We start from the raw sequence: 19,351 nt of genomic DNA, 5'->3' as shown, positions 1-19,351 counted from the left end.
TGCAAGGCATTGTAGCGGCAGGCTACAATGCCCTTAACATTCCGATCGCCATTGAGTGCTGGAGCACCCACCCCCCATGTCGGACCGCCTGGACCGTACCTCGATGACCACCGCTCAACTTCTCTCCATCCGGCGCTCTACCCGGCGGCCACTGCGTCACAGACTCGCAGCCACGGCTGCGGCTGCGCTTGCGGTCTGCGCCCTGGCGCCGCTCGTCAGCCATGCCGCGCCCCCGCAGGGCAAGCGCGCGATGAAGGTGGCGGCGGAGGCCACCGCGCCGATCCGCTCGACGCCGTTGCCGCCGAAGATGCCGCTGCCGGCGGTGCCGCTGACCGCCGACATCCTGTACCGGGTGATGGCAGCGGAAATCTCCATTCAGCGCGGCGTGGTCGGTCCGGCTTACCAGACTTACCTGGAACTGGCCCGCAATACGCGTGACCCGCGCTTTGCCCAGCGCGCCACCGAGATCGCCTTCAATGCGCGCAGCGCCCAGCAAGCGCTCGACGCCGCGCGCCTGTGGACCGAACTCGCGCCCACTTCGGCCGGTGCACGTCAAGTCCTTTCCACCCTGCTGGTGCTGAGCGGCCGCTGGGACGAGGCCGAGCCCTTGCTGGCCGCGCAGCTCAACGGCGTGCCGCCGAGCCACCGGCCGGATGCGATCCTGCAGATGCAGCAACAGCTTTCGCGCACCAGCGATCCCGCCGGCGCCGTTGCCCTGATGCAGCGCCTGGCGGCGAACGACATGCGCTCGGCCGAGACCCACCTCGCACTCGCTCGCGCCAAGGAAGCCGCCAACGACATTCCCGGTGCCCTGGCCGAACTCGACGAAGCCCAGCGCATCCGCCCCGACTACGAAGCCGCCGCGCTGACGGCAGCCGAGTTGCGCGCCGACAGCGCACCGGACGAGGCTATCGCCGGCCTGAAGTCGTTCGTCGGCAAGGCGCCTGCCTCGGTCAATGGCCATATCACGCTGGCGCGGCTGTACCTGCAGCAGAACGACCTGCAAGCCGCCCGCGCCGAATTCGAGGCCCTGCGCAAGATCGCGCCGAAGGACCCGCGCGTGCCGCTTGCCCTTGGCCTGACCAGCCTGCAGTCCAAGCGCTATGACGAAGCCGAGCAGTACCTGAAGGAGTACCTCGACCTGGCCCAGCAGGTGCCTGCCGCCAGCCCGGATATCGCCTACCAGTACCTGGCGCAGATCGCCGAGGAAAAGAAGGACTACCCGGCCGCCGTCGCCTGGCTCGACCGCATCGAGGACAGCCGCCTGGCGCCTGCCGCCGCCGTCAAGCGCGCGCAGTTGCTGGGCCGCATGGGCAAGCTCGACGACGCCCAGTCCGTATTCAACGACATGCTGGCCGATACCGAGGATATCGCCGATCCCGACCAGCGCGCGCAGCGCATGACCGCGATCCGCCAGGCCGAGGTTGGCATGCTGATCGATGCCAAGGCCTACGGCCGCGCCCGCAAGGTGCTGGAGGAACGCACCGTGGCCGAGCCCGACAACTCGGACTGGGTCTACGAGCTGGCCATGCTCGACGAGCGCGAGAAGCACTACGACAGCATGGAGAAGCTGCTGCGCCAGGTGATCGCCATGCAGCCGGACGCGAAACAGGGCTATAACGCGCTCGGCTACTCGCTTGCGGACCGCAACGTGCGCCTGCCGGAAGCCCTCCAGCTGCTGGAAAAGGCCTCCGCGCTGGGCCCGGACGATCCCTACATCATGGATAGCCTGGCCTGGGTCAAGTTCCGGCTCGGCCAGTTGCAGCCTGCCGCCGAACTCTTGCGCAACGCCTACGCCAAGGCGCCCGAGGCGGAAATCGGCGCCCACCTCGGCGAAGTGCTGTGGCAGCTCGGCGAGCATGATGAGGCGCGCAAGACCTGGACCGAAGCCGCCAGGATCGAGCCGGACAATGTGATCCTGATCGACACCCTGCGCCGCTATAACGTGCCGCTCTCCGCGCTCAAGTAGGCACAGGTAGGCACAGGTCGTTTCCGATATTTCCACATAGCCCGCGTCATCCGCCGGGCCGGGCGCCGGGCGCCCGGCCGCGCCGGTGCGGGCGCAAGACTCCATGCATAGATCCCGACGCCTAGCCCTGCTCTGCCTGAGCGCCCCATTCTGGCTTGCCGCCTGCGCCAGCATTACGCCCACGCGGCAGTTCGATGCCGGCGAGACTGCGCAGGCGCGCGACCTCAGCGGACGCTTCGCCGCCAACTACGTGCGCTATGGCCGCGCGGAAGGCGTGCAGGGCAGCTTTCAATGGCATGAGCAAGGCCGCAACGTGCGCCTGGACCTGATCTCGCCGCTGGGCCAGACCCTTGCCGTGGTCACCGCCACGCCTTCGGGCGCGACACTCGACCTGCCCAACCAGGCACCGCGCAATGCGCCAGAGGTGGATACCTTGCTGGAACAGGCGCTCGGCTTCTCACTGCCGGTGGCCGGCATGCGCGACTGGCTGCACGCCCGCCCCGCGCCGGGCAGCCCGGCGCGCACCACCCGCGACGAGAGCGGACGGCTGGCCACGCTGGCGCAGAACGGCTGGACCGTGCGCTATGTGGCGTGGCAGGACACTCCGGCAGCGGCCACGCCGGCCGCGGCGCTTCCGCGCCGCATTGACCTCGCACGCGATGGCGACAGCAGCCCGCTCTCGGTGCGTCTTGTGATCGATCCGGAGCATGCGCAATGAGCACGGCCCACCCCCTGCCCCCCGCTGAACTGCGCGGCTGCCCGGCGCCCGCCAAGCTGAACCTCTTCCTGCACGTGACCGGCCGCCGGGCCGACGGCTATCACACCTTGCAGACCGTTTTCCAACTGGTGGACTGGAGCGATACGCTGGATTTCCGCCGCCGCGACGATGGCCGCATCGAGCGCACCACCGAGGTGCCCGGCGTCCCGGCCCAGGCGGACCTGATCGTGCGCGCCGCGCAGGCGTTGCAGCTAGCCGGCGGCACGCGCTTCGGCGCCGACATCGCCATTGCCAAGCGGCTGCCGATGGGCGGCGGCATTGGCGGCGGCTCTTCGGATGCGGCGACCACGCTGCTGGCGCTCAACCATCTGTGGGGCCTGGGCCTGGGACGCGACGAACTCAAGCGTGTCGGCCTCGCGCTGGGCGCGGACGTGCCCTTCTTCGTGCATGGAGAAAACGCCTTCGCCGAGGGCGTTGGCGAGGAACTGACGACGGTCGATTTGCCCGAGAGCTGGTTCGTGATCATCCATCCACGGCAGCATGTTCCGACCGCTGCAATTTTTTCGGACGAGCGCTTGACAAGGGATACGCCCGTCAGCATAATAGCGGACTTCACTGGATGCACAAACAAATTCGCTTTCGGTCGCAACGACCTGGAAACGATAGCAACAGTGAAGTTCGGCGAAGTTGCCCGAGCCCTTGAATGGCTGAGACAATACAGTCCCCATGCAAGGATGACCGGTTCCGGAGCCTGCGTGTTTGCGCGATTCAACGACGCGCAAACGGCGCAGCAGGTACTAGGCCGGTTGCCACCCGAATGGGATGGCAGGTGTGCGAAGAGTTTATCGCAACACCCGCTCGCAACGCTCGCATAAATAGTTTTTCGTTCGGCGTCGCAGTTTGGTTGAGTGTGACGATGAGCGTACCCGGTTGTGTAGGGGAGTCGCCAAGTTGGTCAAGGCACCGGATTTTGATTCCGGCATTCGAAGGTTCGAATCCTTCTTCCCCTGCCATTACATTCCTATAGTGTCCTTACGGACCCGCGCGACAAAGCTGCCGGCACTAGCCGGCAGCAGTCTTTCCCCCCAGCAGCAAGACAGGTGCACCGAATGAGCAGCGAAGGCTTGATGGTTTTTACCGGCAACGCCAACCCCAAACTCGCGGAGGCTGTCGTTCAGCACCTCGGCATCCCACTCGGGAAAGCCCAGGTCGGCCGGTTCTCCGACGGCGAAGTCCAAGTTGAAATCCAGGAAAATGTTCGCGGCAAGCACGTCATCGTGCTGCAGTCCACCTGCGCGCCGACCAACGACAACCTGATGGAACTGATGGTGATGGTCGATGCGCTCAAGCGCGCCTCGGCACGCAGCATCACCGCCGCCATGCCCTACTTCGGCTATGCCCGCCAGGACCGCCGCCCGCGTTCGGCGCGTGTCGCGATCTCGGCCAAGGTGGTTGCCAATATGCTGGAAGTTGCCGGCGTCGAGCGTGTCCTGACCATGGACCTGCACGCCGACCAGATTCAGGGCTTCTTCGATATCCCGGTTGATAACATCTACGCCTCCCCGGTACTGCTGGGCGACCTGCGCGAGAAGAACTACGGCAATCTGCTGGTGGTCTCGCCCGACGTCGGCGGCGTGGTGCGCGCCCGTGCGCTGGCCAAGCAGCTGAACTGCGACCTGGCCATCATCGACAAGCGCCGTCCCAAGGCCAATGTGGCCGAGGTGATGAACATCATCGGTGAAGTCGAAGGCCGCAACTGCGTGATCATGGACGACATGATCGACACCGGCGGCACACTGTGCAAGGCTGCCCAGGTGCTCAAGGAACGCGGCGCGCTGAAGGTCTTCGCCTACTGTACCCATCCGGTCCTGTCCGGCGGCGCGGCTGCCCGCATCGCCGACTCGGAACTGGACGAAGTGGTGGTTTGCGACACGATTCCGCTGCGCGACGATGCCATCCAGTCCGGCAAGATCCGCCAGCTCTCCACCGCATCGCTGCTGGCAGAGACCTTTACCCGGATCGTCAAGGGCGACTCGATCATGTCGCTGTTTGCCGATTCCTGATAGAATTCAAGGCTTTACCGCGTTTGCGGCCGTTTTTCGGGAACATCCCGGCTACGGCGCAGGCGCGATTCATCGGGCTGTCTGGTCGCGGACAGCCCTCTTACATTTGGAGTCATCATGAAAGTAGTAGCCTTCGAGCGTAGCGTACAGGGAACGGGTGCGAGCCGCCGCCTGCGCAACGCCGGCAAGACCCCCGGCATCATCTATGGCGGCGCAGCCGAGCCCAAGATGATCGAACTGGATCACAACGCACTGTTCCACGCACTGAAGAAAGAAGCATTCCACTCGTCGATCCTCGACCTCGAAGTGGAAGGCAAGGGCGAAAAGGCCCTGCTGCGCGCTTTCCAGATGCACCCGTTCAAGCCGCTGGTCCTGCACGTCGACTTCCAGCGCGTGTCGGCCACCGACAAGATCCACGTCAAGGTGCCGCTGCACTTCATCAACCAGGAAAACGCCCCGGGCGTGAAGCTGGGCCATGGCATCGTCAACCACATCCTGAACGAACTGGAAGTGTCGTGCCTGCCGGCCGACCTGCCTGAGTTCATTGAAGTGGACCTGGGCAACGCCGAACTGGGCCAGACCCTGCACCTGTCCGACCTGAAGCTGCCGAAGGGCGTCAGCGCCATCACCCATGGCGATGAAAACCCCACTATCGCCAGCGTCTCGCTGCCGGCCGGCGGCGTGTCGGAAGCAGCCGAAGGCGAAGGCGAAACGCCTGCTGCCTGAGTACCCTGATCGCAGCCTTCGGGCCGCGCACAGGACGGCTCTCGCAGCCGCAAGAAAAAACCGCCGGCGCGTCCGGCGGTTTTTTTTCGCGTCACGGATCGCGTATCCTTGCCATGCAAAGCGAATCCCCGGCGATGCGCAGCCAGTCCCTCACGCGACGCGAGCCGTAAAGGTTTTTGCAGTCAGATCAGATCCGCCCGAGCCATCCAAAACCAAGCAGTCCAACCCCATGATCAAACTCATCGTCGGCCTCGGCAACCCCGGGGCGGAATACGAAGCCACCCGCCACAACGCCGGCTTCTGGCTGGTCGACCAGCTGGCCCGCATGGGTGGCGTCACCCTGCGCGTGGAAGGCCGCTTCCACGGCCTGGCAGCACGCGCCGGGCTGTGGGACCAGGACATCTGGCTGCTCAAGCCATCCACCTTCATGAACCGCTCCGGCCAATCCGTGGTGTCGCTGGCGCGCTTCTACAAGATCCTGCCCGACGAGATCCTGGTAGCCCATGACGAAATGGACATGCCGCCCGGCACCGTCAAGCTCAAGCGCGGCGGCGGCGCCGGTGGCCATAACGGCCTCAAGGACATTGCCGCGCACCTGACGACGCAGGACTACTGGCGCCTGCGCATCGGTGTGGGCCATCCGCGCAACTCGGCAAGCGGAGGCGGTGATCGCGAGGATGTGATCAATTACGTATTGAAACCGCCGCGCCGCGAAGAGCAGCAAGCCATCGATGAAGCCATCGACCGCAGCCTGGGCCCGCTCGCGCTGCTGGCCAGGGGCGAGAGCGAACGCGCCATGCTGGAGCTGCATACGAACCGCTGAACAGCCGCACTACCAACGGCGAGATCAACGAAGAAAGCCCCGTCACCTCTCGGTGACGGGGCTTTCTTCATACCTGCGAGCCGCAATCGCGACGGCCGCGTCAAGTTACTCGTTTGGCCGCCGTGAGCAGCCGATAGCGCTGCATCAAGGTATCGCGCGACTCGACCCGGTTGGGGTCGTTCGGGATGCAAGCCACCGGGCAAACCTGCTGGCATTGCGGTTCATCGAAGTGTCCGACGCATTCCGTGCATTTGCCGGGGTCGATCTCATAGATCTCGGGCCCCATCGAAATGGCTTCGTTTGGGCACTCGGGCTCACAAACGTCGCAGTTGATGCAGTCGTCGGTGATCATCAGTGCCATGGTGTTTCCTTTAAGCCAGACATGCCCGCGCCCGACTGGCCGCGGCCGGCATGTCCCAAAGCTCTATTTTATTCCGGTTTGGCAATCTTCTCCTGAAGCCAGCGTTCGACCGACGGGAATACGAACTTGCTGACATCGCCGCCCAGCACCGCGATCTCGCGCACGAAGGTGCCCGAGATGAACTGGTATTGGTCGGACGGCGTCAGGAACATGGTTTCCACATCCGGCAACAGGTAGCGATTCATGCCCGCCATCTGGAACTCGTACTCGAAATCGGAGACGGCACGCAAACCCCGCACGATCACCCGTGCATTGTTCTTGCGCACGAAATCCTTGAGCAGCCCGGAGAAACCTTCGACTCGCACATTGGGATAGTGTCCAAGGACTTCGCGGGCGATGCTTATGCGCTCTTCCAGCGAAAAGAATGGGCGCTTGTTGGGGCTATACGCCACGCCGACCACGAGCTCATCGAAGATATTGGACGCTCTGCGTACCAGATCTTCGTGGCCCCGTGTCATTGGGTCGAAAGTGCCGGGATAGACCGCGACGACCATGCTTCCTCCTTGTTCTGCCCGTTGCCGGTCCTGGATGGACCAATCGACCCCGCCCGCTATGATTGAGGGCTGGGGCCAAGGCAGCCTGACGAGCGTTGGCAACCGCGCCGTAGTGTAACCCTAAACGCGGCACTTGGAAGCCATCGCATCATGCTTTCGCGGCAGTGCCGCAGCAAGCGTGCGATGGCCGCTCATGCCGCGTCCGGCCCGCCGGCCCGGTTGTTCCTGTGCTGCAGCAAATGGAAATGCACCGCGCCCGCACGGGCATGCCGCACGATCTCCAGCGCCGCCGGTACCGGCGCATCCGGGCCCGTCAAGGCACGGTCGGTTTCCACATAGACGGCGCCGCCCGGCCGCGACAGCCGCGCCGCATGTTCCAGCGCGGGACGCAGCCAATCCTCGGCAAACGGTGGATCGAGAAACACGACGTCGAAGCTGGCGGATGGCATCTGCGCCGCCGTAGCGAATGCGTCACCCTGCACAACGCGAATCTGCTGGGCATCCAGGCGATACTGGTTGTCGCGCAGTTGCTTGGCCACGCGCGGGTTGGCTTCCACCAGGGTGACCTGGTGCGCACCGCGCGAAGCGGCTTCGAAGCCAAGCGCGCCAGAGCCCGCAAACAGGTCGAGGCAGGCCAGCCCGGACATGTCCTGGCCGAGCCAGTTGAACAGGGTTTCACGGACGCGGTCCGGGGTGGGACGCAGCCCTTCGGCCGCCAGCACGGGCAGCGGCGTGCGCTTCCACTTGCCGCCGATGATGCGGACCTGCGCGGGCGACTGCCGCGGCGAGGGGGGAGAAGTTCGCGCGCTGGCAGCGGGCGAGGGAGATCGGGTACGCGAATTCATGTCGTGATTGTAGAGCCTGCGGGCCGGATCGCGCTCACTCCCTTCTCACTCCCTTCTCACTCCCTTCTCACTCCCTTCTCACTCCCTTCTCACTCCCTTATAAGCCCTTGCCCCCTTGCTCCGGTCCACCCACGATCACGGTCGCCATGGCGTCGGGATGCACGTGGCGCAGAAAGGCGTCCTTGACCTGGGCTCGCGTGACCTTGCCGATCTGCCTGGTCCACGTGTCGAGGTAATCCAGCGGCAACCCGTACCAGCCGATATTGGCCACATTGGTCAGCAGCTTGCGGTTGTTGTCGATACGCAGCGGGAAGCCGTTGACGAGATTGTCCTTGGCGGCCTTCAGTTCCGCGTCGGTGGGGCCTTCGGCCACGTACTGCGCCAGCACCTTGCGCACCAGCGCCAGCGCCTCGTTGGTCTGCGCCTTCTTGGTCTGCAGGCTGATGCCGAATGGCCCTGCCTGCTTGGCCGGCGCGAAGTAGCTGTCGACGCCGTAGGTCAGGCCACGCTTCTCCCGCACCTCATTGGTCAGGCGCGAGCTGAACCCGCCGCCGCCGAGGACGTAGTTGCCCACCAGCAGGGCGAAATAGTCGGGATCGCCGCGCGCAATGGCGGGCTGGCCCATGGTCACGGTGGCCTGCTGCGCCGGATGCGGCACACGCTGCTCGCTGGCCGGGATCGTCGGCTGCACGGGCGGCATCGTGGGCGGCGTGGCGCCGGCGGGCAGCCCGCGCGTAAGCTGTTCGGCGATGGTCTCGGCCTGCTTGCGGTCGATGGCGCCGATCAGCGTCACGACGGCGCGCGACGGCGCGAAGTTGTCCCGCCAGAAACGCTCGATATCGGCCCGGGTGATCGACTCGACCGAAGCCACGGTCGGCGAAACGCCATAGGGATGGGCCGGATAGATCGCCTTCGACACCATCTTGTCGGCAATCACGCCAGGCTTGGTATCGGCTTCGCGGATCGCCGTGATCAGGCGTTGCTTCTCGCGCACCACCACGGCGTCCGGGTAGGCCGGCGCCTTGATCAGCTGGCCGGCCAGCGCCAGCGACTGGCTGAGCTCCGGCTCGGAGGTCAGCGTGCGCAGGCCGATGCCGCCGCGATCGCTGCTGGCGGCGCCGCCGAAGTCGGCACCCGTATCGGCAAAAGCATCGGCTACCTGCGCCTCACTGCGCGCGGGCTGGCCGTCCTGCGCGGCGGCGCCCTTGTCGAGCAGGGCCGATGCGAGCGTGGCAACGCCGGCCTTGCCGGGCGGGTCGTAGCGGCTGCCGGCGTCGAAGTCCATATTGACGTCGAGCATGGGGATGGACGGGCTGCGCACGAAATACACGCGGGCACCGGTGGAGGTGGTCCATTGCTCGATCGGGATGGCAGCCAGCGCGGCCTGCGAAGCGATCAGGGCAAGCGCGCCGCAGGCAGCGCCTGCGATGCGGCGCAGCAGGCGCGGCGACGGGATCGTCGGGGCAAAGAGAGACATCGTCGGTCCTCTGAATGGCTTTAGCGGAGCGAGCCGGCGTCAACCGGAGCCTTCGGCTTGTTCGGGTCGATCGGTTGCGGCAACAGGGTTGCCACGGTCAGGTTATCGTCATTGAAGTATTTGCCTGCCACAGCCTGCACCTGGGCGGGCGTCACTTCCTTGATCTTCTCCAGCATGCGGTCGATCTGGCGCCACGAAATACCGGCGATCTCGGTCACGCCGATTTCCATGCCCTGCCCGAACACCGAATCGCGCTTGTAGATCTGCGCGGCCACGACCTGTGTCTTGACCCGCTTGAGCTCTTCGGGCGAAACCCCCTCCCGGGCGATGCGGGCGATCTCGTCGCGCAGCGCTCGCTCGAGCTCCTCGGTGGTGTGGCCATCGGCCGGCGTGCCATCGAGCACTATCACGGACTCGCCACGGTTGACACTGTCGTAGCCCACGTTGACGTCATCGGCGATGCGGCGCTCGCGCACCAGGTCGCGCGGCAGGCGGGCGTTGTCGTAGCCGTTGAGCACGGCCGACAGGACCTCCAGCGCGTAGGGGTCCACGTCCTTCTCGACGTCGTGCAGGCGCGGCACCTTGTAGGCCATCACCATATAGGGGTTCTCGGCCGGCGCCTTGACCCAGATCCGCTTGACGCCCTTCTGCGCCGGCTCGATCTGGTCCCTGCGGATTGGCAGCGGGCGCGCCTTGAGCTTGCCATAGTAGCGTTCGGCGAGCACCTTGACCTCGGCCGCCGTGACGTCGCCGGTCACGACGAGCAGCGCGTTGTCAGGCACGTACCAGTTCTTGTACCAGGCCTGCACGTCTTCCACGCGCATATTGACCAGGTCGGCCGGCCAGCCGATCACCGGGTGGCGGTAGGGCGCGGCCGTGAACACAGTGGCCAGCAACTGCTCGTAGACCGTGCCACGCGCGGAGTCGTCCGTGCGCAGGCGCCGCTCTTCCATCACGACCTTCATTTCCCGCTCGAACTCATCCTTCCTGATGATGAGATTGGCCATGCGGTCGGCCTCGAGCTCCATCATCCTGGGCAGATACTGTTTGCTGATCTGCTGGTAATACAGGGTGAAGTCGCGGTTGGTCATGGCGTTCTCGCGCCCGCCCAACGCCGCTATCTGCTTGGAAAACTCCCCCAGGCCGACCTTTGGTGTACCCTTGAACATCATGTGCTCAAGCATGTGCGCCACGCCCGTGGTGCCGCTGACCTCGTCCATGCCACCCGCGCGATACCAGATCTGGTGGGCTACGGTGGGCGCGCGATGGTCTTCCTTGACAATGACCCGCATGCCGTTGGACAGCTTGAATTCGGTGGTTTTGGCCTCCCCCGCGACACTTTGCGACGCGCTCGCCTGGCTGCCCGGCGCCGGCGACGCCACCGCGCCGGTCTGCGCATGAGCGGCGCCGAACCAGGGCATGGCGATCAACAGGAGGGTGGGAAGAAGGCGCCGGGAGAAAGCGGCCTGGCGAGAAACGCCGGCACCGGCAAGATGCGATGCGGTACGGGCGGCGCCCGACCTGGACCTGACAGCACAATGGTTCATGCGACCCCGTCTGCTAGAATTTTGGCGATTGATTCTACCGGGGTATTGACCCCTTTCCCAATGTTTAGTTTCTGGAAGAAGCGCAAGGCCGAACCGGCCGGTGCGCCACCCGAGGTGCAATACCCCGCGCCGGTTGCCGTGCCCGCACCCGCGCCGGTCGCCAGCGCGGCGGTCTCCGACGCCGTTTCCGCCCCCGTTCCCGACCCAATTTCCGACGCCATATCCGCCCCCGCAGACCTGGTCCTGATTCCGCCGCCGGCCCCCACCGCCGAAGCCAGGCTCGGCTGGATGCAGCGCCTGCGCACCGGCCTGTCCAAGACCAGCCGCAATCTTGGCACGCTGTTTGTCGGCGTCAAGGTTGACGAAGATCTGTTCGAAGACCTGGAAACGGCCCTGATCATGGCCGACGCCGGCGTCGAGGCAACCCAGCATCTGCTGACCGCCCTGCGCCGCCGCGTCAAGAACGAGCGCATCGAGACCTCCGAGGGCGTCAAGATCGCCTTGCGCGAATTGCTCACCGACCTGCTGCGCCCGCTCGAGAAAACCATGGTGCTGGGCCGCGAGCAGCCGATGGTCATGATGATCTCCGGTGTCAACGGCGCCGGCAAGACCACCAGCATCGGCAAGCTGTGCAAGCACTTCCAGAGCTACCACCAGTCCGTGCTGCTGGCCGCGGGCGACACCTTCCGCGCCGCCGCGCGCGAGCAACTGACGATCTGGGGCGAGCGCAACAACGTGACCGTGGTCGCGCAGGAGAGCGGCGACCCCGCCGCGGTAATCTTCGACGCGGTCAACGCGGCGCGCGCGCGCGGCATCGATATCGTGATGGCCGATACCGCGGGCCGACTGCCCACGCAGCTGCATCTGATGGAGGAACTGAAGAAGGTCAAGCGTGTCATCGCCAAGGCAATGCCGAGCGCGCCCCACGAATCGCTGCTGGTCATCGACGGCAACACGGGCCAGAACGCGCTGTCCCAGGTCAAGGCCTTCGACGATGCACTGGGCCTGACGGGCCTGATCGTGACCAAGCTCGACGGCACCGCCAAGGGCGGCATCCTGGCAGCGATCGCGCGCCAGCGGCCCGTGCCGGTCTACTTCATCGGCGTGGGCGAAAAGGTCGAGGACCTCCAGCCCTTCAAGGCCGAGGAATTCGCCGAAGCATTGCTGGGCTGAACGCCGCGGCAATGAAGAAAAGCCCCGCAATGTCTTGCGGGGCTTTTCCTTGCGACGGCCTGCGCGCCAGCCTTACTCGGCGTCCGGCTGCGTCTTGGGCTCGGCCTGCTGGAACGCAGGCAGCGCCATGCTGGACTCGAACACCCTGGCAATGGCCGGATAACGGCTCACGTCAATATTGAAACGCTGCGCGTTGAACACCTGCGGCACCAGGCAGATATCGGCCAGCGTCGGCGTATCGCCAAAGCAGAAACGGCCTGCCTTGCCCGTGCGCACCAGGTTCGTATTTACCGACTCGAAGCCCAGCTCCACCCAGTGGCGATACCAGGCGTCCTTGGCCTCCTCCGCCACGCCCAGCGTGTGCTTGAGGTACTTCAGCACACGCAGGTTGTTCAGCGGATGGATTTCGCACGCGACTTCCTGCGCCACCGCGCGGATATAGGCGCGGTCGAGCGCGCTGCCCGGCAGCAGGGGCGGCTCGGGATGCGTCTCGTCGAGATACTCGACCATCGCCACGGACTGGATCAATACCTGGTCGTCCTCGACCAGGGTCGGCACCAGCCCGTCCGGATTGAGCGCGCGGTAGGCCGGCAGCAGTTGCTGGCCGCCGTCGCGCAACAGATGCACCGGCACATACTCGTAAGGCAGGCCCTTGAGGTTCAGCGCGATACGCACCCGGTACGATGCCGAGCTGCGAAAGTAGCTGTAGAGCTTGAGCATGGCCTCAGGCCACCTTGACGGTGAGCTCGCCCACGCCTTCGATCTTGCACAGCATGACGTCACCCTTCACCACCGGGCCCACGCCTTCGGGCGTGCCGCTATAGATCAGGTCGCCGGGCTGCAGCTCGAACAGCCGGGACAGGTACGAGACCATCTCGGGCACCGACCAGATCAGGTCGGACAGATCGCCACGCTGCTTCTCCACGCCATTGACGGACAGCGTCACCGCGCCCTTCCCGGGATGTCCGATGGCGGACACGGGCACGATCGGGCCGATGGGCGCAGACTTGTCGAAGGCCTTGCCGGTTTCCCAGGGCCGGCCGGTCTTCTTCGATTCGTTCTGCAGGTCGCGGCGCGTCATGTCGAGGCCGAGCGCGTAGCCAAATACGTGGCTGGCGGCGTCTGCCTCGGCGATATCCTTGCCGCCCTTGCCGATGGCGACAACCAGCTCCGCTTCATAGTGGCAGTTGCTGGTGCCCTGCGGATAAGGGAAGGTGCCTTCACTGCCCTCGGCCACATAGCTCACCGCGTCGGCGGGCTTGCAGAAGAAGAACGGCGGTTCACGATCGGGATCCGAACCCATTTCACGCGCATGCGCGGCATAGTTGCGGCCCACGCAGTAAACCCGGCGCACCGGGAACTGAGCGCTGCTGCCGCGCACGGGCACGCCTGTGGGCGCCGGCGGGGCAAATACGAATTCGGTCATCCTTCTCTCCAGACTTGTGTATTGTGTTTTAGGCTGCGCGCCGGCTGCAGCGTCGCCAGTAGACGCCCCGCTGCGCAGCAGGGCAATAGGATACACCTGCGGTTCCCGCTACGTATGCTGGCAACCATTGAATCCGGGAAACTCCGCCATACAATGAGAAGCATCTCGGCGCGAATCTTGCATGGCACGAGAGATCTCAAGCGACGCCATGAATCGACGCCCCCCAGCCCCTCCCAGCCCGACGCATCCCGCGCCCGCCTCCGCAGCGGGTTCGCGCTCGCTGCGCATCCTGCTGGTGCGCGATCCGCACGACGCCGACCCGCTCAATGTCGAGACAATCCACACCGGGCTCGTGTCCGCGGGTTTTACCGACATCGAGACGGTGGACGCCGACCTGCGGCTGCCCGACGCGATTGCCGCACGGCAGCCTGACCTGATCATCATCGCTTCCGAGTCCGCGGCGCGCGATACGGTCGAGCATGTGTGCGTTTCCACCCAGCACGCGCCGCGCCCCATTGTGCTCTTTACGGATAACGACGACGCCCAGCGCATCAAGGCCGCCCTTACGGCAGGCATCACCGCCTACATCGTCAACGGCCTGCGCGCCGATCGCGTGAAGACCGTGCTCGACGTGGCTTACGCGCGCTTCGAGCTGGATCAGGAACTGCGCGCCGAACTGGATGCCACGCGCCTGCAGCTCGCCGAGCGCAAGGAAGTCGAACGTGCCAAGGGCCTGCTGATGAAGGAGCGCGGCATGAGCGAGGAAGAGGCTTACAAGCGACTGCGCAGCATGGCCATGGAGCGCGGCATCAAGCTTGTCGAAGCGGCACGGCGCGTTATCGATGTGATGAGTTGAAGGCGGGACGACGCCCCGCACGTGTTTGGTGCAACGCACAAGGATGGCGCTGCCGCCCTGCCTCCCGCGCACCGGCACCGACCGCCGCCCTGCCAATCCAGGACGCTTTTCTTTTTGGAGCCGTGGAATGCCCTCTCGCGTGAAAATTACCAAGCCGCTGCATGCCGCGGTTGCCTCCGACACCAGCGCCGCCGCCGATGCCGTGCCCGCCAGCAATGGCCGCCGCCGCGCGCTCGCCACCATCGGCGGCGCCAGCGTGGTGACGCTGGTTGACCCCCTGGTGCGCGCCGGGGCCTGGGCCGCCGGCTCCGATGCGCCGGAAAAGCCGGAAGTGCGGATCGGCTTTATCCCGCTGACGGACTGCGCCTCGGTGGTGATGGCCGGCACGCTCGGTTTCGACAAGAAATATGGCATCAAGATCACGCCCACCAAGGAAGCCTCCTGGGCCGGCGTGCGCGACAAGCTGGTCAATGGCGAGCTGGATGCGGCGCACGTGCTGTACGGCCTGATCTACGGCGTGCAGCTCGGCATCGGCGGGCCCAAGAAGGAGATGGCCGTACTGATGAACCTGAACCACAACGGGCAGGCCATCACGCTGTCGTCAAGACTGGCCGAGAAAGGCGCCAGGGACGGCGCCAGCCTGAAAGCGCTGATGATGAAAGAGAAGCGCGACTACACCTTCGCCCAGACCTTCCCTACCGGCACCCACGCGATGTGGCTGTACTACTGGCTGGCCGCCAACGGCATCGACCCGATGCAGGACGCCAAGGTCATCACCGTGCCGCCGCCGCAGATGGTGGCCAATATGCGCGCGGGCAATATGGACGGCTTCTGCGTGGGCGAGCCCTGGGGCGCGCGCGCCATCGCGGACAAGATCGGCTTTACCGTGCAGACCACGCAAGCGATCTGGCAGGACCATCCGGAAAAGACCCTGGGCACCACGGCCGAGTTCGTGCAGAAGTACCCCAACACGGCACGCGCCATGGTTGCCGCCGTGCTGGAGGCATCGAAGTACATCGATGCCTCGGCCTCCAACCGCCGCAAGACCGCGCAAGCCATTGCCGCCAGATCCTACATCGACACGGATATGGACATCATCCTGGACCGCATGCTCGGCCGCTACAGCAACGGCCTGGGCAAGACCTGGGACGATCCCCACTCGATGAAGTTCTACCAGGACGGTGGCACCAACTATCCCTTCCTCTCCGACGGCATGTGGTTCCTCACGCAGCACAAGCGCTGGGGCCTGCTCAAGGACCATCCCGACTACCTGGCGGTGGCGAAGAAGGTCAACCGCATCGACATCTACAAGCAGGGCGCCGCGGCCGCGCAGGTGCCGGTGCCCAACAGCGACTTCCGCACCGCGAAGCTGCTGGATGGCGTGGTGTGGGATGCCAGCAAGGACCCGAGGGCTTACGCCGACGCCTTCGAGATCAAGGCCTGAACCAAGCGCGGCATTGTTCGATGTCGCGCTGGCATGCCCAATGCCATGGGCACAGCCTGCTCGCTCCGCTATCATGAACCTCAAACCACATTGCCCCAGCCCGCCATGACCAGCACGCCCGCTACCGCCGCCCCTGCTTTTGCCGCCGCAAAGTACATCAAGGAAATCGGCCGGGGCGTCAACGGCGCCCGCGCGCTGCCGCGCGAAGATGCCCAGGCCTTGTTCGATGCCATGCTGGCCGGCCGCGTGGCCGATATCGAGCTTGGCGCGGTGCTGATGGCCTATCGCATCAAGGGCGAAGCCCCCCACGAACTGGCCGGCATGCTCGATGCAGCCCACGCGCACTGCCTGCCGCTGGCTGCGCCGCCGGACCGCATCGTGGTGACCATCCCAAGCTATAACGGCGCGCGCAAGCAGCCCAACCTGGTGCCGCTGTTGTCGCTGTTGCTGGCGCGCGAAGGCATTCCCGTGCTGGTGCATGGCAGCCGCGCGTTCACCGGGCGCGTCACCAGCATCTCGCTGTTCGAGGCGCTGGGCATCGCGCCGTGCAGCGCCGTGGCGCAGGCCGAAAGCCAGCTTCGCAGCAAGGACAGCCAACCCGGCCCGCTGGCGGTGCTGCCGATCGATGTGCTGTCGCCGGCGCTGGCCGGCATGCTGGACCGGCGCATGCAGATCGGCTTGCGCAACTCCGCGCATACCGTGGTCAAGCTGCTTCAGCCGGTGGGCACCCACTCCCCGGCCGAGGCGCTGCGGCTGTACAGCTACACCCATCCCGAGTACCGCGAGACCCTCACCGACTACTTCTCGCGCGAACCCGCCAATGTGCTGCTGGCGCGTGGCACGGAGGGCGAGGTGGTGGCCGACGCACGCCGCGGCGGCCGCATCGACTGGCTGCACGATGGGCATCAGCGCACGCTGGTCGATCCCACCGCGGGCTCCATCGTTGAAGTGCCGGAATTGCCGCCCGGCAGCGATGTGGACCAGACCGCCGCCTGGATCCGGCTCGTGCTGGACGGCAAGGCGCCCGTTCCCGCTCCGATCGCCACCCAGATCGAGGCGATCCGCAGTTGCCTGGAACAAGGCACGCGGGTGACCTGGGCCAGCCCGGTCTGAGCCATCCCGGGCGTTCAGCGCTTGCGCTGGGGCAGCGGGATGCGGTCGTCCTCGCCGGGCACGCGCGGGAACTGGTTATCCTCCCAGCGCTGGGAGGCTGCTTCGATGGCTTCCTTGGTGCTGGCGACGAAGTTCCAGAAGATAAAGCGGTGCCCGTCGGCCGGGTCGCCCCCAAGCAGCATCACCCGCGACGGCTCGCGCGCCGTCAGCGTCACGGTCTCGCCCGGCACCAGCACCGCCAGATGCCGCTCCGGCAGCGTTTCGCCATCCAGCGCGATGCTGCCGTCCACCGGATAGATGCCGCGTTCGGCATGCTCCGGCGGAATTTCCAGGCTGGCACCCGCATCGAGCTCGATCGCCACGTACAGCGTACGGCTAAACACCTTCACGGGCGCCACCGCGCCAAACGCGTCTCCCGCGATCACGGTCATCCTCACCCCCGGACGCTCCAGCTTGGGCAGCGTGGCGGCGGGATGATGATGGAAGGACGGCTCGTCGTTCTCATGCGCCTTGGGCAGGGCCACCCAGGTCTGGATTCCATGCAGGCGCGGCCCGGCATCGCGGGCGGCCTGGGGCGAGCGCTCGGAGTGGGCGATGCCCTTGCCCGCCGTCATCCAGTTCACGTCGCCCGGCCTGATCACCTGCTTGCTGCCCAGGCTGTCGTGGTGAAGGATCTCGCCTTCGAACAGGTAGGTCACGGTCGCCAGGCCGATATGCGGATGTGGCCGCACATCCGCACCTTCCCCGGGCGGCATCGCCACCGGTCCCATATGGTCGAAGAAGATAAAGGGCCCGACAGTCTGGGTTGCCGCGGCGGGCAGCAGCCGGCTTACGGCGAAGTCGCCGAGGTCACGCGTATGCGGTTTGAGCAAGTGTTCTATGGCAGACATGAATTCTCCCCGGTTCGGCCGATGCTGGCGGCACTGGCGGTCAGTGTAATAAAAAAGAGTGTAGCCCCTGAAGAAACACTGCATCTCATTTGGCGGAAGAACCGAAGGCGGCGGGTGCCCTCTAACCCTTGTCATTCAGCTGATAGCGCAGCGCAGGATAGTGGGCTCGCCACATCCCGCAAGCTCTTGGCGCAAAATACTATGTAAAAGCATAATGTGATTGTCGGGAACTATTAACCCTATAGTTACTCCAACTTAGCAGTCCCCCGGCTTGAGTGCTAATATGTGTTGCAATGCAGTGCGTAGCCCCCATGGGTTGGCGTACGCGGGCAACCCACCCGCCGGATGCAAAAGGAGCAATCGAGTGAACGCGGTCCTATCTGCTGACCAAACCCAAATGACCAAGCTGCCCACGGCCCCCAAGGGCGCCGGGACGTTTGCACTGACACTTCCCGGAACGCTGGGAAATCTGGACAGCTATATCCAGGCTGTCCACCGTATCCCCCTGCTCACCCCCGAGGAAGAGCAGCGGCTGGCGCGCGAGTTGCGCGAGCACGACTCCGTGGATGCGGCACGCCGGATGGTGCTGTCGCACCTGCGCCTGGTGGTGTCCATCGCCCGCCAGTACCTCGGCTACGGCCTGCCCCATGCGGATCTGATCCAGGAAGGCAATATCGGCCTGATGAAGGCCGTGAAGCGCTTCGACCCGGACCAGGGCGTGCGGCTGGTGTCGTACGCGATGCACTGGATCAAGGCCGAGATCCACGAATATGTGCTGAAGAACTGGCGCATGGTCAAGGTGGCTACCACCAAGGCCCAGCGCAAGCTGTTCTTCAACCTGCGCAGCCACAAGCAGGGTGCCCATACCTTCACGCCGGAACAGATCGACGCGGTGGCGCGCGAGCTGAACGTCAAGCCGGAAGAAGTGATGGAGATGGAAACCCGCCTGTCCGGCGGCGACCTGGCGCTCGAAGGCCAGATCGACGATGGCGAGGAGGAGTTCGCTCCCATCGCCTACCTGGCCGACAATCACAACGAGCCCACCCGCGTGATCGAGGCCCAGCGTCACGACCGCATGCAGGTGCAAGGCCTGGAAGAAGCCCTGTCCAAGCTCGACGACCGTAGCCGCCGCATCATCGAAGCGCGCTGGCTGCAGGTCAATGACGACGGCTCCGGCGGTTCCACGCTGCACGAGCTGGCCGACGAGTTCGGCGTTTCCGCCGAGCGCATCCGCCAGATCGAAACCGCGGCGATGAAGAAGATGAAGGGAGCGCTGCAGGCATTCGCCTGAAGCGCGCCGGACGGCGGCGGGCATTTCTCCCCCGCCCCTTCCCGAAGGCAACAGGGCCGGTCTCGCGACCGGCCC

Annotated in this window: 19 protein-coding genes and 1 tRNA gene; 12 read left to right on the top strand and 8 right to left on the bottom strand. The window is 65.4% G+C overall.

Annotated features, from left to right (window positions below; translation table 11 throughout):
* The first annotated feature begins 76 nt into the window (after window positions 1-76).
* The 7 genes from AC1DQ3_RS05820 to pth all read left to right on the top strand — a co-directional run bounded on the left by AC1DQ3_RS05820 (window position 77) and on the right by pth (window position 6,299).
* On the top strand, window positions 77-1,969 hold the full coding sequence (locus AC1DQ3_RS05820) for a tetratricopeptide repeat protein (protein ID WP_477119216.1): 1,893 nt from the start codon (window positions 77-79) through the stop codon (window positions 1,967-1,969).
* Window positions 1,970-2,072: 103 nt separating this feature from the next.
* Window positions 2,073-2,687 carry a lipoprotein insertase outer membrane protein LolB gene (lolB, locus tag AC1DQ3_RS05815; protein WP_477119215.1) on the top strand — a complete coding sequence of 205 codons (615 nt, stop codon included), beginning with the start codon at window positions 2,073-2,075 and terminating at the stop codon, window positions 2,685-2,687.
* Window positions 2,684-3,562: a 4-(cytidine 5'-diphospho)-2-C-methyl-D-erythritol kinase gene (gene ispE, locus AC1DQ3_RS05810; protein ID WP_477119214.1), complete on the top strand. Its 879-nt coding sequence runs from the start codon at window positions 2,684-2,686 to the stop codon at window positions 3,560-3,562. The genes lolB and ispE overlap by 4 nt, the downstream gene beginning before the upstream one ends.
* 61 nt (window positions 3,563-3,623) lie before the next feature.
* A tRNA-Gln gene (locus tag AC1DQ3_RS05805) sits at window positions 3,624-3,700 on the top strand.
* 96 nt (window positions 3,701-3,796) lie between these two features.
* Window positions 3,797-4,750 (top strand): ribose-phosphate pyrophosphokinase, encoded by a 954-nt coding sequence (locus tag AC1DQ3_RS05800; protein WP_477119213.1) that lies wholly within the window; start codon window positions 3,797-3,799, stop codon window positions 4,748-4,750.
* A gap of 117 nt (window positions 4,751-4,867) precedes the next feature.
* Window positions 4,868-5,476 (top strand): 50S ribosomal protein L25/general stress protein Ctc, encoded by a 609-nt coding sequence (locus AC1DQ3_RS05795; protein WP_477119212.1) that lies wholly within the window; start codon window positions 4,868-4,870, stop codon window positions 5,474-5,476.
* 229 nt (window positions 5,477-5,705) lie between these two features.
* Entirely contained in the window at window positions 5,706-6,299 is a 594-nt protein-coding gene (gene pth, locus AC1DQ3_RS05790) for an aminoacyl-tRNA hydrolase (RefSeq protein WP_477119211.1), read from the top strand.
* Between the two features lie 100 nt (window positions 6,300-6,399).
* On the opposite strand, the gene AC1DQ3_RS05785 is transcribed toward pth, so the two are convergent.
* The 5 genes from AC1DQ3_RS05785 to AC1DQ3_RS05765 all read right to left on the bottom strand — a co-directional run bounded on the left by AC1DQ3_RS05785 (window position 6,400) and on the right by AC1DQ3_RS05765 (window position 10,957).
* On the bottom strand, window positions 6,400-6,660 hold the full coding sequence (locus AC1DQ3_RS05785) for a YfhL family 4Fe-4S dicluster ferredoxin (protein WP_477119210.1): 261 nt from the start codon (window positions 6,658-6,660) through the stop codon (window positions 6,400-6,402).
* 68 nt (window positions 6,661-6,728) lie between these two features.
* Window positions 6,729-7,214: a pantetheine-phosphate adenylyltransferase gene (gene coaD, locus AC1DQ3_RS05780; RefSeq protein ID WP_477119209.1), complete on the bottom strand. Its 486-nt coding sequence runs from the start codon at window positions 7,212-7,214 to the stop codon at window positions 6,729-6,731.
* A gap of 191 nt (window positions 7,215-7,405) precedes the next feature.
* Window positions 7,406-8,059 carry a 16S rRNA (guanine(966)-N(2))-methyltransferase RsmD gene (gene rsmD / locus AC1DQ3_RS05775; protein ID WP_477119208.1) on the bottom strand — a complete coding sequence of 218 codons (654 nt, stop codon included), beginning with the start codon at window positions 8,057-8,059 and terminating at the stop codon, window positions 7,406-7,408.
* 97 nt (window positions 8,060-8,156) lie between these two features.
* The gene (locus AC1DQ3_RS05770; RefSeq protein WP_477119207.1) at window positions 8,157-9,536 is read right to left on the bottom strand and encodes a M16 family metallopeptidase; all 1,380 of its coding nucleotides are present in this window, start codon (window positions 9,534-9,536) and stop codon (window positions 8,157-8,159) included.
* Between the two features lie 20 nt (window positions 9,537-9,556).
* Window positions 9,557-10,957, bottom strand: coding sequence for a M16 family metallopeptidase (locus tag AC1DQ3_RS05765; protein ID WP_477119267.1), 1,401 nt, complete (start codon window positions 10,955-10,957; stop codon window positions 9,557-9,559).
* A 186-nt stretch (window positions 10,958-11,143) separates the two neighbouring features.
* Here AC1DQ3_RS05765 and ftsY point away from each other — a divergent pair, with 186 nt between their 5' ends.
* Complete coding sequence (gene ftsY / locus AC1DQ3_RS05760) at window positions 11,144-12,256, top strand: signal recognition particle-docking protein FtsY (RefSeq protein ID WP_477119206.1); 1,113 nt, start codon at window positions 11,144-11,146, stop codon at window positions 12,254-12,256.
* 72 nt (window positions 12,257-12,328) lie between these two features.
* Here ftsY and maiA read toward each other — a convergent pair whose 3' ends face one another.
* Window positions 12,329-12,976, bottom strand: a complete 648-nt coding sequence (gene maiA / locus AC1DQ3_RS05755; protein WP_477119205.1) for a maleylacetoacetate isomerase — start codon at window positions 12,974-12,976, stop codon at window positions 12,329-12,331.
* A 4-nt stretch (window positions 12,977-12,980) separates the two neighbouring features.
* Window positions 12,981-13,682, bottom strand: a complete 702-nt coding sequence (locus AC1DQ3_RS05750; protein ID WP_477119204.1) for a fumarylacetoacetate hydrolase family protein — start codon at window positions 13,680-13,682, stop codon at window positions 12,981-12,983.
* 208 nt (window positions 13,683-13,890) lie between these two features.
* On the opposite strand from AC1DQ3_RS05750, the gene AC1DQ3_RS05745 reads away from it, so the two are divergent.
* From AC1DQ3_RS05745 to ybiB, 3 genes are all read left to right on the top strand, one after another.
* Window positions 13,891-14,538 (top strand): ANTAR domain-containing response regulator, encoded by a 648-nt coding sequence (locus AC1DQ3_RS05745; protein WP_477119203.1) that lies wholly within the window; start codon window positions 13,891-13,893, stop codon window positions 14,536-14,538.
* Between the two features lie 127 nt (window positions 14,539-14,665).
* Window positions 14,666-15,982 (top strand): CmpA/NrtA family ABC transporter substrate-binding protein, encoded by a 1,317-nt coding sequence (locus AC1DQ3_RS05740; RefSeq protein ID WP_477119202.1) that lies wholly within the window; start codon window positions 14,666-14,668, stop codon window positions 15,980-15,982.
* 105 nt (window positions 15,983-16,087) lie between these two features.
* A complete protein-coding gene (gene ybiB, locus AC1DQ3_RS05735) occupies window positions 16,088-17,095 on the top strand; it encodes a DNA-binding protein YbiB (protein WP_477119201.1) in 1,008 nt (335 codons plus the stop codon).
* Window positions 17,096-17,109: 14 nt separating this feature from the next.
* Here ybiB and AC1DQ3_RS05730 read toward each other — a convergent pair whose 3' ends face one another.
* Window positions 17,110-17,985, bottom strand: a complete 876-nt coding sequence (locus AC1DQ3_RS05730; RefSeq protein WP_477119200.1) for a pirin family protein — start codon at window positions 17,983-17,985, stop codon at window positions 17,110-17,112.
* A 397-nt stretch (window positions 17,986-18,382) separates the two neighbouring features.
* On the opposite strand from AC1DQ3_RS05730, the gene rpoH reads away from it, so the two are divergent.
* Entirely contained in the window at window positions 18,383-19,276 is an 894-nt protein-coding gene (gene rpoH, locus AC1DQ3_RS05725; RefSeq protein ID WP_477119199.1) for an RNA polymerase sigma factor RpoH, read from the top strand.
* Window positions 19,277-19,351: the final 75 nt, after the last annotated feature.

The sequence above is a fragment of the Cupriavidus sp. 01T418 genome, assembly GCF_056398885.1.
The sequence above is the reverse complement of the archived record's forward strand: the minus strand, read 5'-3'. Positions and strand labels throughout refer to the sequence as shown.